Source organism: Ensifer sp. EB106-03-01-XG145, assembly GCF_058792075.1.
Window position 1 is genome coordinate 1 of the sequence record NZ_JBYTEC010000013.1, and the last position, 12,589, is coordinate 12,589.

Sequence of the window (12,589 nt, forward strand, 5' to 3'; positions counted from 1 at the left end):
TATCAGACGCGCAAAGGTCGCTGTAGCACTTTGAATTGCTGCATGTTTTTGTCCTTTAATCGGCTACGATTAAAGGACAAAACATGCAGTAGGGTTCAGGCGGCAGCGCCCGCCGCCCTCGTCCGTGGCGCTTCGTCGAGAGCATCGTTCGCCTCGAGCGCTACCTGCTCGAAACCGACGAGATCCAGGACCGCGGTCACCAGCGGAGAACGGTTCATCGTGTAGAGGTGGAAGTCGCGAACACCGCGTCGGGCGAGATCGACGATCTGCTCGGCAGCGATATGGGTCGCCTCCTTGAAGCGCTCGGCCGGCCGGTCTTCCAGATGCACGAGCCGGGTGACGATCGCCTCCGGCACGCTCGCGCCACAGAGGCCGGCAAACTTCTGCACCTGCGCCAGATTGTTGATCGGCAGGATGCCCGGCACGATCGGGATGTTGATACCGGCGCGGCGCACCCGTTCGAGATAGCGCTCGAAATCGTTGTTGTCGAAGAAGAACTGGGTCAGTGCCCGGTTGGCTCCGGCGTCAACCTTGCGCTTCAGCATGTCGATATCGGCGGCCACGTCAGGGCTCTCCGGATGCTTCTCCGGATAGGAGGAGACGGAAATCTCGATATCGTCGCCCCGCGCGCGGATCGCCCGCACCAGGTCGGTGCTGCTCGCATAGCCGTCCGGATGCGGCTGATAGGCGCTGCCGATGCCGCCCTGCGGGTCGCCGCGCAGCGCCACGAAATGGCGGACGCCATAATCGATGTACTCATCGATGACCGCATCGACTTCCGCCTTCGGTGCGCCGACGCAGGTCAGGTGCGCGGCCGTATTGGCAAAGCCCTTCTCCTCGACCATCCGCCGCACGGTCGTCAGCGAGCGCGCCTTGGTCGAGCCGCCTGCGCCGTAGGTAACCGTCACGAAGGCAGGACCGAAGATGGAAAGATCTCCCGCCGTCTGGAAGAGTTGCACTTCCATTTCGTCGGTCTTGGGGGGGAAGTACTCGAAGGAGAGCCTCAGATTGCCACGCTCGGCCGGATAAAGCGTCTGTGCCGTCATTCTCAAACTCCCCCTGCATGGACGCGCGGCCGCGGCGTTTCATTCTCATTCACGGCGCGCCGGTCGCGCGCCAGCCAGATCGTCACCGTCAGCTTTTCTTCCTCGGCCCCTTCCGGCGAAAGGTCCGTGGTCTTTTCGAGCACCAGGCCGGCCTTGGCGAGCCAATCGGAGATTACCTGATGCGAGAAGCCAAGGCGCGCATGGGCGTGTTCGTCGCGCAGATGCTCGAGCCCGTGCGGCGCAAAGTCGATGATGACAAGACGACCGCCCGGCATCAGCATGCGTGCAGCTTCCGCAATCGCCGCCTCCGGCTCGTCGAGGAAATGCAGCACCTGGTGAATGGTGACGAGATCGAAGGCGTGCCCGTCGAGCGGCAGGTTGAAGATATCGCCGTGGCGGATTGACGCCTTGGTAATGCCGGCGCGTTCGAGATTGGAGCGCGCCACGGCCAGCATGTCGCGGCTGGCATCGACGCCGACGCCGCGACGATAGAGCCCTTCGAAGAGCTGCAGGATGCGCCCGGTGCCGGTTCCGAGATCGAGCAGGCTCTCGACCGGTTCGTCGCCGACCATCTCGCGCAGCTTCGCCTCGACATCGCGCTCGCTGACATGCAGGCGGCGAAGCTCGTCCCAGCCGGCGGCGTTGCGGCTGAAATAGGCCTGCGCCTTCTCGGCCCTCGCCTTCTTCAGGGTGGTCAGCCGCGCCGCATCGCGCGAAAGCACCGCGTCGTCAGCGGACGCCGACGCCAGCATGGCCCGCACGAGCCCGACACGGGCGCCATCCTGCCTGAGACGGAAATAGGCCCAGGCGCCTTCCTGATAACGGTCGATGAGCTCGACTTCGGCAAGCAGCTTCAGGTGCCGCGAAATACGCGGCTGCGATTGCCCGAGAATTTCGGTAAGATCGGTAACGGTGAGGTCGCCGGCGGCAAGCAAGGCGACGAGACGCATGCGGGTCGGCTCTCCTGCCGCCTTCAGCACGTCCACCAGCGCATCCAGACCCAGTTCTTTCTGAACAGCCATCGCGATCCCCATCAACACATAAAGATATGTTTATGTGATTTGCGATGTCGGTGCAAGCGGATTTGCGCGGAGAGGCCAAACAATGACGCTTGCGGAACAGGGCATGCAAAGGAAAACGGGCGGAGCCTGCGCTTCGCCCGTTCCCGTACAATAGACTTTCAGTTCCAGCGTTCGCGGCGCTGCCGCGGTGCGCTGGGCGCCGCAAGGAAATGCGGCGCCTTGGCTCTGATCAGCGCGTCAGGCGCTTGTAGGTGACGCGCTTCGGGTTGACCGAGTCCGGGCCGAGGCGGCGGATCTTGTCCTTCTCGTAGTCTTCGAAGTTGCCTTCGAACCATTCGACCTGGCTGTCGCCTTCAAAGGCGAGGATGTGCGTTGCCAGGCGGTCGAGGAACATGCGGTCGTGGCTGATGATAACGGCGCAGCCGGCGAAGTTTTCGAGCGCGACTTCGAGTGCTGCGAGCGTCTCGGTATCGAGGTCGTTGGTCGGTTCGTCGAGCAGCAGCACGTTGCCGCCGGCCTTCAGCATCTTGGCGAGGTGAACGCGGTTGCGCTGACCACCCGAGAGGTTGCCGACCTTCTGCTGCTGGTCGCCGCCCTTGAAGTTGAAGGTCGAGCAATAGGCGCGCGAGTTCATCTCGTACTTGCCGAGCTTGATGACTTCGGCACCGCCGGAGATTTCTTCCCACACGGTCTTGTTGCCGTCGAGCGCATCGCGGCTCTGGTCGACATAACCGAGATGCACGGTGTCGCCGATGCGGATCGAGCCGCTGTCGACCTGCTCCTGGCCGGTGATCATGCGGAAGAGCGTCGTCTTCCCGGCGCCGTTCGCGCCGATGATGCCGACGATGCCGCCCGGCGGCAGCTTGAGCGACAGGCCGTCGATCAGCAGGCGATCGCCGTAGCCCTTGGTGACGCCCTCCATCTCGATGACCACCTGGCCGAGACGTTCGCCGACCGGGATGATGATCTGCGCGTCGCCCGGACGCTGGTTTTCCGCCGCGTTGACCAGTTCGTCATAGGAGCGGATACGCGCCTTGGACTTGGCCTGGCGGGCCTTGGGGCTCGATGCGATCCACTCCTGTTCGCGGGCGATCGCCTTCTGGCGGGAGGCCTCTTCACGGCCTTCCTGCTGCATGCGCTTGGCCTTGGCGACGAGGTAGGCCGAGTAGTTGCCTTCGTAGGGAATGCTGCGGCCACGGTCGAGCTCGAGGATCCAGCCGGTGACGTTGTCGAGGAAGTAGCGGTCGTGGGTGATCATCAGCACGGCGCCGGGATATTCGCGCAGGTGCTTTTCGAGCCAGGCGATGGTCTCGGCGTCGAGATGGTTGGTCGGTTCGTCGAGCAGCAAGAGGTCCGGCTGCGAGAGCAGCAGCTTGCAGAGAGCCACACGGCGCTTTTCACCGCCGGAAAGGCTGGTGACGTCGGCATCACCCGGCGGGCAGCGCAGCGCTTCCATGGCCATCTCGACCTGGCTTTCGAGATCCCAGAGGTTCTGGCTGTCGATGATGTCCTGGAGCTTCGCCCCCTCTTCCGCCGTCTCGTCGGAATAGTTCATCATCAGTTCGTTGTAGCGCTCGACGATCGCGGTCTTCTTGGCAACGCCTTCCATTGCGTTCTCAAGCACCGTCTTCGTCGGATCAAGCTGCGGCTCCTGCGGCAGGTAGCCGACGGTGGCACCCTCGGCTACCCAGGCTTCGCCGGTGAATTCCTTGTCGAGGCCGGCCATGATGCGCAGAACCGTCGACTTACCGGCGCCGTTCGGGCCGAGGATACCGATCTTGGCGTCCGGGTAGAACGACAGATGAACGTTCTCGAGAACCTTCTTCGCGCCGTAGGACTTATTAAGTCCGGCCATATGATAGATAAACTGACGTGCCATAAGGGAATGCTCCGCAGGGAAAGGAAATTTGCCCGCTATGTAGGCGAATTATAGGAAGGGGGCAATGAGCAAAGGCATTCGCCTCGGCTTGTCCCCCCACCTATCCCATGCGGCAACCCTGCGCCTCCAGCACATTCGCTGCCGAAGAACAGTGCCTGCAAAGCGGGTCAGCTTCGCCCGGCCGTATCGGCAATACCCTTGGCGCATTTGAACTCGGTCGGCCCCGCCGCCTGGATCAGCGGTACGAGGCTGGACGCCTTCATGACGTCGCCGGTCAGCCCGATCGTCAACCCGGTGATGATGCTGCGCCCCTGAACCGTCTGGCAGCGCATGCGCACCCGGTCGCCGGCGCCAGTGCCAAAACTCTGGTCGAAGGCCTGCTTGATCGTCGCCTCGTCGAGTTCGGAGCCGATGCGCTGACGGAACAGCGCGCCGACCGCCGAGCGGTTGAGCTCCTCCAGCATGCGCAGCTGCGCCGAGAAATAGTCATCGATCGAGCCGCTCTGGCAGGTGCCGCTGCGCAGCCACTGGTGCCGGTCGAGGCCGGATTGCACGCCGGGCATGGCGATCAGCAGCCGCGCCGCCGTGTCGTCTGCCATGGCGAGTTTCGGCAGTTCAAGCCAGCTGCCCTTGCGATCCTTCGCGCGCACCTCGGCCGTTACCCCGCAATAGCTTTTGCGCAGGGGCCAGAGGCCATGCAGCGAGAGATTGGTGGCGTCGAAACGCTCTGCGGTCTGGCTTTCGCATTCCTTGCGTTGCGGCCGCGTTTCGCAGAAGCCCGGCTGCCAGCTCACCGCCAGCACATATTCCGTGCGGCTGGTCGCGCCTTCGGAACCCCCTTGATCCGACATTTCCTCGCCGGCAGCAAAGGCGGCCGGCGCAAGGAACAGCGCCAACGCCGCCAGCAGTCCTGCCATCGGACCCGATATCGCCTTACAGAAACTAACCATGATATCCTCCTGCTGAAACAAAACAGGAACGAATATCGCTCAAAACGGGAAAATTGCAACTCTTAATTAAGATGAGCGCACATTCGCGTGTGACCTCATGCGCAACGAGCAACAAGCGGCGATTGCCTTTGCCTTGCAAATCGATTTGATATCGAATTGGTCTGTCGTTGTTGCCGGGGGAAATCGTGTTCGGGCAGGTGAAGACACATCAGAGCCCGACCGGAGCCACCTTGAGCTGGCGCCATTTCCCCGCGACCGCTCATGCGCGCGGCATCCTCCTCATCAGCCACGGCCTTGCCGAACATTCCGGCCGCTACGCCCGCTTTGCCGAAGCGATGGCCGCGCATGGCTTCCAGGTCTATGCCCACGACCATCGCGGCCATGGCGAGACGCGCGCGCCCGACGCCCCGCTCGGCATGTTTTCGAGCCGCGACGGCCTCGACAAGATCTTCGCCGATATCCGGGCTGTGCGCGAAATCGCGACCGCCGCCCATCCGGGTCTTCCCGTCATCCTCTTCGGCCATTCCATGGGCGGGCTGATTGCGCTGAACGCAGCCGAGGCTGATCCCGGCCTCTATGATGCGCTCGCCGTCTGGAACTCCAATTTCCGTCCCGGCCTCGCCGGCCGCGGCGGCCAGATGATCCTGAAAATCGAGAAGGCGCTGAAGGGTTCGGATGTGCCGAGCCCGCTCCTGACCAAGCTTACCTTCGGCATGTGGGGCGGCGCGATCAAGGATCGCAAGACCGATCTCGACTGGCTCTCGCGCGACGATGCCGAGGTCGCGAAATACGCGGCCGACCCGCTCTGCGGTTTCGATGCGACCGTCTCGCTCTGGCTCGACCTTTTCCGGCTATCCTTCGGCGGCGCCCGGCCCGACCGGCTGACGCGGCTCCGCAAGGACCTGCCCATTCATCTCGTCGGCGGCAGCGCCGACCCGTCAACCGAGATGGGCAATGCCATTCGCTGGCTCGGCGCCAAGATGAAAGCGGCCGGTCTGACCAACGTTACCGTCACCGTTTATGACGGCATGCGCCACGAGACCCTCAACGAACTCGGCCGGGAACAGGCGACGGCGGACTTTGCCGCCTGGTGCTTGGGCGCCGTCGCAGGCAGGCGCTGACCGGAAATATCATGGCCGACATGTCCCTTCAAAAGATCGCCACGGACCACAACCGCATCTCCTTCGGGCTGACGCTGATGGTGATCTCGGTGCTCCTGTCGCCGCTGATCGACATCTTCGCCAAGCTGGCGATTGCGACCGTCCCTTCGGCCGAAATCACCGCCGTCCGCTTCCTGCTTCAGGTCGTCTTCATCCTGCCGATCGTGCTCTTCCGCGGCAGCCTCTTTGATCTCACCTGGCGCAAGACGGGTCTGCATGCGTTGCGCGGCGGCCTCCTGGTCGTGACGATGCTCTCCTTCATCACCACGCTGAAGGTGATGGAGGTTGCCGACGCAATTGCGATCTTCTTCGTCGAGCCGATCATCCTGACGATCCTCGGCAGCATCTTCCTGAAAGAGACCATCGGCTGGCGGCGTTACACCGCCTGCGGCGTCGGCTTCTTCGGCGCGCTGCTCGTCATCCAGCCGAGCATGCAGGAGGTCGGTTGGATCGCGCTTCTGCCTGTTGTCGCCGCCTTCGGCCTTGCCGTGTTCCTGCTCGTCACCCGCATGGTCGCGCAGAACGAGGACCCCTGGTCGATGCAATTTCATGCCGGCATCTGGGGCGGGCTCTTCTGCCTCGTGCTTCTCTATTTCGGCGAAGGCACCGGTTCCGGCATCTTCGATCCGGTCTGGCCGCAGGGCTACACCTGGTACTATCTGCTCGGCGTCGGCGTCACCGCCACCATCTCCGGCGTGCTCGGCGTCTACGCCTATCGTGCGGCCCCGGCGTCGGTGCTGGCACCGCTGCAATATCTGGAAATCGTCTCGGCGACGATCTTCGGCTGGCTCGTCTTCGGCGATCTGCCTGATGCACTGAAGTGGCTCGGCATCGCCATCATCATCGGCTCCGGCCTCTACATCATCTGGCGCGAGCGCCGCATACACAAGGACACGAGCGTCGCTCCGGTGTCGCCAGCCATCTGACAACAACAATCAGACTACAAAAGAAAGACCATCGGGAGGAAGATCATGAAAACTGGAGGCCAGCTCGTCGTCGACGCACTCGTCGCCAATGGCGTGAAACGCATCGCTTGCGTGCCGGGGGAGAGCTACCTGGCTGTGCTGGACGCGCTTTACGACACCGACATCGACGTGCTCGTCTGCCGCCAGGAAGGCGGCGCCGCAATGATGGCGGATGCCTGGGGCCGGCTGACGGGTGAGCCCGGCATCTGCATGGTGACCCGCGGCCCCGGCGCGACCAACGCGTCGGCGGGTCTCCATGTCGCACGGCAGGACTCGATCCCGATGATCCTCTTCATCGGCCAGGTGCAGAGCGAGGCCCGCGAGCGCGAAGCCTTCCAGGAGATCGAATACCGCCGCGCCTTCACCGAAGTGGCCAAGTGGGTCGGCGAGATCGACGATCCTGCCCGCATTCCGGAATTCGTCACCCGCGCCTTCGCCGTCGCCACGTCCGGCCGCCCCGGCCCGGTCGTGCTGACGCTGCCCGAAGACATGCTGACCCGCAGCGCCGAGGCGCCGGCCGCCAAGGCCTACCAGCCGGTCGAAGGCCATCCGGGCCCGGCGCAGGTAAAGCGGCTCGGCGAAATGCTTGCCGCCGCCAAGCGGCCGATCGCCATTATCGGCGGCACCCGCTGGACCGCGGAAAGCGTCGCGGATTTCCAGCGCTTCGCCGAGCGCTGGAAGCTGCCCGTCGGTTGCTCCTTCCGCCGCCAGATGCTCTTCGATCACCTGCATCCAATGTATGCCGGCGATGTCGGCATCGGCATCAACCCGGCACTCGCCAAGGAGATCAAGGAGGCCGATCTCGTGCTGCTTCTCGGCGGCCGCTTCTCGGAAATGCCGTCCTCCGGCTACACGCTGATGGATAGCCCCTACCCGCGCCAGACGCTGGTGCATGTGTATCCCGATAGTTCCGAGCTCGGCCGCGTCTACCGGCCGGAGCTGGCGATCGCCGCAAGCCCGAACGACTTCGTCGCCGCCCTCGAGGGCCTTGCGCCCGCAGGCGAACCCGTCTGGTCCGAGCGCACGGAAATCATGCACGCGGCCTATCTCAAATGGTCGACGCCGCCGGAGACCGGTCCAGGTGCGGTGCAGATGGGCCCGATCATGAACTGGATCGAGGCAAACGTGCCTCAGGATACGATCTTCACCAATGGCGCCGGCAACTATGCCACCTGGGTACATCGCTTCCACCGCTTCCGACGCTTTGCGACGCAGGCCGCTCCCGCCTCCGGCTCGATGGGTTACGGCCTGCCGGCCGCCGTTGCCGCCAAGCAGCTTCATCCGGATCGCGAGGTCATCTGCTTTGCCGGCGATGGCTGCTTCCTGATGCATGGACAGGAATTCGCGACCGCCGTGCGCTACCGCCTGCCGATCATCACCGTCGTCGTCAACAACGGCATCTACGGCACCATCCGCATGCACCAGGAACGCGAATATCCCGGCCGTGTCAGCGCCACCGACCTCACCAATCCGGATTTCGCGGCGCTCGCCCGCGCCTATGGCGGACACGGCGAAACGGTCGAGAAGACGGAAGAATTTGCCGACGCGTTCCTCAGGGCGCGCGCCAGCGGCAAACCGTCGATCATCGAGATCAAGCTCGATCCGGAGGCGATTACGCCGACGCGTACGCTGAGCGAGATCAGGAACGGCTGAGCAGGTCTTGTTGGCGAAGGTTCAATCACGGCGCGGACGCGCCGTGGCTGGATTCCTGTGACAAGCACAGGAATGAGGGCGTTGGGACCTAGCACCCCGGTCATCCGACGTAGTCAGCCTCCGTGGAAACCAGGCATAACTATGCGGCAGCATCTCCTGGCATTCCCTCATTCCTGTGCTTGTCACAGGAATCCAGCAGCGCCGCGTCGGCGGCGCGGGAAATAGCCACGCCTGCAACCGACCCTATCCTGCGACCCGAGCCGCCTACTCGAGCCACTCCGTCGAAAACGCGCCGGCCGCATGCAGGTCGGTCGTCTCCAGCCGGCCGGGCCCGAGATTCTCGAACTTGTGCGGCACATTGGCCGGCGCCACGACGATCTCGCCGGCTTCAGCATCGATGGTGCGGTCGCCGACGGTAAAGCGCGCCCGGCCGACGCGCACGATGAAGGTCTCGGGATAGGGATGGCGGTGCAGTTTCGGCCCATCGCCGACGCGGTCAGTGCAAAAGAAAATCACCGAGAGGCCCGCGCCATAGGGACCGCCCTCAAACTCGCCCTTCCAGACCTCGGGCTCATCCGCCCATTGCTCGCGCGTGATGAGATGCGCTTCGGCCATGCCGATCCTCCGTCGTTCGTTCAAACGAACGCGACCGAGCGCGATCTACAAAACTGGCGTCTGGCTCAGCCGCGAATATGCTGGGTCTGCTGGTAAACGGCCGTCGAGCGCGCGCCGGAGCGGCAATAGCCGAGCATCGGGCGCTGGAACTCGTCGAGCGCATCGACCATGCTCGTTACCGCGTCTGCCGTCACACCCATCGGGCCGACGGGAATGTGCTTGGTTTCGATGCCGAGCTCTTCGGCGCGGGCAGCGATCGAATCGAAGGTCGGCTGATCCGGCGCCTCGAAATCCGGGCGGTGGCAGACGATGGACTTGAAACCGAGCGCCTTGATCTGGTCGAGATCCTCGACGGTGATCTGGCCGGAGACCGAGTATTCGTCGTTGATCTGGCGGATGTCCATGGTCGTCTTCCTCAGGAAATGTGGTGGCCTCTGATGTAGGCGCAGCCCTTCCCCGCGTCAATTCAAAAGCCGCGTGTTCCAGATGCCAGATCAGACGACGGCAAAGGCAATCGCATAGCTCCGCGCCTCGCCCGGCAGGAGTGGCGTCAGTTCACCGGCGGCCGCCAGCTCCGGCCGCTTGGCAATCCGGTGCGATACCGGCTCGATGCTGATCACATCCGCCTCGCCGCGCTGACAGCGCCACATCTGCAGGAAGGGCAGCGTGTCGATGCGGAACCGCACCTGGAGATTGCGCCCACCGAGTCCGGCAAGACCCACAAGCGTGACGTCCGACCAGCCGTCGGAACCGATGGCCGCTGGCAGGCAAAAATGCGCGCTCTCGCCATTGCCGAAGCGCCAGGCGCTCTCCCCGCCTGCAAGCGAAGCGCTGAGGATACGGGTGACCGGCCCGAGCAGCCTGCCGGCGATGTTGACGTGATACATCATCATCGGCGGAAACGCCGAGGTCCCCACGTTGACGACGCGATCCTCGAGCACGACTTCGTGCCGCCCCGCATCGATCCGCCACCGCCGCTCGATCCGCGCCTGCCCGCCATCGGCTAGCGCCACCTCGATCGTCGCCGTGCACTCGGCTCCATCGCTCGCCATCTGCGTGTGGCTGACCGCAGTCCCGGCAAGCGACCCATGCAGCGGGTAGCGCGCGCCGTCCGCGCCGCCCTCGATCGGCTCAGGATGGCGGATATGCTCGGGGCCGCCGGTGAAGAGAAATCCGGCAAGCGCCCGGTCGATCCTGATATCGCCGTCAGAGGGGATCGCGGCACCCGGCGACAGGTCGACGCCATCGACGACGAAGGCGGCGATGTCGAGCGCGGAAAGACGATCGAACAGCACATGATTCTCTTGGCCGTCCGCAGGTTCTTCGAGCGTTCTCAGCATGTCCTCTTCCTCAAATCGGCCGTAGAATCACTGCAATCACAAAGCGATGATATCTGAGGAGAGCCACATTTCATTGGTTGAAGCCGAAGTCTGCTCCGCCTAGATAGAATTTAACCGCTTGTTCATGATGAATTCATTTTTTTCACATTAACGTCGAAATCCAAATGTACCGCGCCACATTCGCTACAATGAAGACAGGTTCTCACGTGACGTCAGCGACCCGCATCGGCCTCTCGATTCTCGCCGCAGCCGGCTTTCTCGCCGCGGATTTGACGGCCGCTTTCGCGCAGGACTATCGCGGCAGAAATCGCTATGGCGACGACGTCATGCTGGTCACGCCCGATGGCGAAATTCTCGACTACGTGCCGCGCGCCGATGAGGTGCAGACCATGCGCGACAGCCGCGGGCGCACGCTGCTGATCGATAGCTGGGGCAATGTGGTGGCGACCGTCGTGCCCAATCGCGGCCGCCAGGATGGCTATGGCGGCTATCGCCGCGAGGGCGACGTCGACATCTATTCGAACCGCCGCAACCGCGACACCGAGCGCGGCTACGGCTATTCCGAGCCTGGCGAAGTCACCGGTTCCATCCCCGACTACCGCGACGTGGTGCCGCCATCCACCGATGGCAACGAGCTGCCGAACAGCCTTCCGGGCCTGATCGACGGCACTGAAGAAGCCGCGATCGATCCGAACGACACCCAGCCCATGCGCCAGTCGATGCCGCCGGCAATGACGGTCAAGAGCAAGTCGCGCGCCGAGATCACCGCCCTGCAGGTTTTCCTCGACCGAGAAGGTTTTTCGCCCGGCGTGATCGACGGTAAGATGGGCTCGAACGTGACCAAGGCGATCGAGGCCTGGCAGCAGTCGACCGGCGAGACGCTCGACCCCAACAACACCGAGGACATCCTCGAGCGGCTGCGCATGAGCGGCGGCATGCCGATCACCAGCTATACGATCACGGCTGCCGACGCTGCCGGCCCCTATGTCGCGTCGATCCCGGAGGACTACGCGCACAAGGCGATGCTGCCGCATATGTCCTTCACCTCGACGACGGAAATGCTCGGCGAAAAGTTCCACATGGACGAAGCCTATCTGCGCGAGCTGAACCCGGGCGTCGACTTCACCATCCCGGGCACCATCATCAAGGTGATCAATCCGGGTGCGAACAAGGCCGGCAAGGTCGCCCGCATCCTCGCCGACAAGGCGCGCAAGCAGGTGCTCGCCTATGACGACACCGGCAAGCTGATCGCCGCCTATCCGGCAACGATCGGCTCGTCCGACACGCCATCGCCTTCGGGCACCGTCAATGTCGAGCGCATCGCGCTCAATCCGGGCTACACCTACAACCCGAAGATCAACTTCAGGCAGGGCAACAACGACAAGATCCTCACGTTGCAGCCCGGCCCGAACGGCCCGGTCGGCACCGTCTGGATCGCGCTCTCGAAGCCGACCTACGGCATTCACGGCACGCCGGAACCCTCCAAGATCGGCAAGACCCAGAGCCACGGCTGCGTGCGCCTGACCAATTGGGATGCGACCGAGCTCGCCAAGATGGTCAGCCCCGGCGTGACCGTCGAATTCGTCGATTGACGCCATTGCGTTGCCGAAAGCTTTTTTGCACCATTTCCCCCAATTGGGTGAGTGACTTCGGCCAAACGGCATAGAAGATGGCATTGCCTGATTGACCATCCACGACAGGCACGTTTTTAAAGATGTATCGCCGAAGCTTGACGACGTTTCGGCAAAGATTTTTCAGACGTATACATTTACAAGACCGCAGCTGCCGACGACCCAGCTGCGGTTTTTCTCCATCGCCCCACCGCGCAGCGCCCCGATGCCTCCGGCCGGCCTTGCATCATGACTTCATGAAACATTGTCATGAGAATTTTCCCCGCAATCGGCTATCACCGAGAGAACCCTGACCTATAGCCGGACGTCCGGCAGCACTTGAAGGATT

At 63.4% G+C, this 12,589-nt stretch carries 11 protein-coding genes; 4 read left to right on the top strand and 7 right to left on the bottom strand.

The window, feature by feature from the left end; all coding sequences use genetic code 11:
* Nucleotides 1-95: 95 nt before the first annotated feature.
* The 4 genes from metF to AC3WWH_RS25120 form a co-directional block, all read right to left on the bottom strand.
* Entirely contained in the window at nucleotides 96-1,046 is a 951-nt protein-coding gene (gene metF, locus AC3WWH_RS25105) for a methylenetetrahydrofolate reductase [NAD(P)H] (protein ID WP_058321863.1), read from the bottom strand.
* Between the two features lie 2 nt (nucleotides 1,047-1,048).
* Nucleotides 1,049-2,068 carry an ArsR/SmtB family transcription factor gene (locus AC3WWH_RS25110; protein ID WP_058321869.1) on the bottom strand — a complete coding sequence of 340 codons (1,020 nt, stop codon included), beginning with the start codon at nucleotides 2,066-2,068 and terminating at the stop codon, nucleotides 1,049-1,051.
* Between the two features lie 229 nt (nucleotides 2,069-2,297).
* Nucleotides 2,298-3,947: an energy-dependent translational throttle protein EttA gene (ettA, locus tag AC3WWH_RS25115; RefSeq protein WP_057253423.1), complete on the bottom strand. Its 1,650-nt coding sequence runs from the start codon at nucleotides 3,945-3,947 to the stop codon at nucleotides 2,298-2,300.
* A 167-nt stretch (nucleotides 3,948-4,114) separates the two neighbouring features.
* Nucleotides 4,115-4,897: a ribonuclease T2 gene (locus AC3WWH_RS25120; RefSeq protein WP_245299092.1), complete on the bottom strand. Its 783-nt coding sequence runs from the start codon at nucleotides 4,895-4,897 to the stop codon at nucleotides 4,115-4,117.
* A gap of 185 nt (nucleotides 4,898-5,082) precedes the next feature.
* Here AC3WWH_RS25120 and AC3WWH_RS25125 point away from each other — a divergent pair, with 185 nt between their 5' ends.
* Genes AC3WWH_RS25125 through AC3WWH_RS25135 form a run of 3 tightly spaced genes read left to right on the top strand, consistent with a single transcriptional unit; the run spans nucleotide 5,083 to nucleotide 8,675 of the window.
* On the top strand, nucleotides 5,083-6,018 hold the full coding sequence (locus AC3WWH_RS25125; protein ID WP_057253416.1) for an alpha/beta fold hydrolase: 936 nt from the start codon (nucleotides 5,083-5,085) through the stop codon (nucleotides 6,016-6,018).
* A gap of 11 nt (nucleotides 6,019-6,029) precedes the next feature.
* On the top strand, nucleotides 6,030-6,983 hold the full coding sequence (locus tag AC3WWH_RS25130) for a DMT family transporter (RefSeq protein ID WP_057253414.1): 954 nt from the start codon (nucleotides 6,030-6,032) through the stop codon (nucleotides 6,981-6,983).
* A gap of 45 nt (nucleotides 6,984-7,028) precedes the next feature.
* A complete protein-coding gene (locus AC3WWH_RS25135) occupies nucleotides 7,029-8,675 on the top strand; it encodes a thiamine pyrophosphate-binding protein (protein ID WP_058321861.1) in 1,647 nt (548 codons plus the stop codon).
* 264 nt (nucleotides 8,676-8,939) lie between these two features.
* Here AC3WWH_RS25135 and AC3WWH_RS25140 read toward each other — a convergent pair whose 3' ends face one another.
* From AC3WWH_RS25140 to AC3WWH_RS25150, 3 genes are all read right to left on the bottom strand, one after another.
* Entirely contained in the window at nucleotides 8,940-9,290 is a 351-nt protein-coding gene (locus AC3WWH_RS25140) for a cupin domain-containing protein (protein ID WP_058321860.1), read from the bottom strand.
* 65 nt (nucleotides 9,291-9,355) lie between these two features.
* The gene (locus tag AC3WWH_RS25145) at nucleotides 9,356-9,694 is read right to left on the bottom strand and encodes a protein tyrosine phosphatase family protein (protein WP_057253408.1); all 339 of its coding nucleotides are present in this window, start codon (nucleotides 9,692-9,694) and stop codon (nucleotides 9,356-9,358) included.
* Between the two features lie 90 nt (nucleotides 9,695-9,784).
* Nucleotides 9,785-10,630: a DUF4432 family protein gene (locus tag AC3WWH_RS25150; protein ID WP_492377317.1), complete on the bottom strand. Its 846-nt coding sequence runs from the start codon at nucleotides 10,628-10,630 to the stop codon at nucleotides 9,785-9,787.
* A 164-nt stretch (nucleotides 10,631-10,794) separates the two neighbouring features.
* Between AC3WWH_RS25150 and AC3WWH_RS25155 the strand changes: the two genes are divergently transcribed.
* The gene (locus AC3WWH_RS25155) at nucleotides 10,795-12,222 is read left to right on the top strand and encodes a L,D-transpeptidase family protein (protein WP_058321858.1); all 1,428 of its coding nucleotides are present in this window, start codon (nucleotides 10,795-10,797) and stop codon (nucleotides 12,220-12,222) included.
* Nucleotides 12,223-12,589 lie beyond the last annotated feature (367 nt).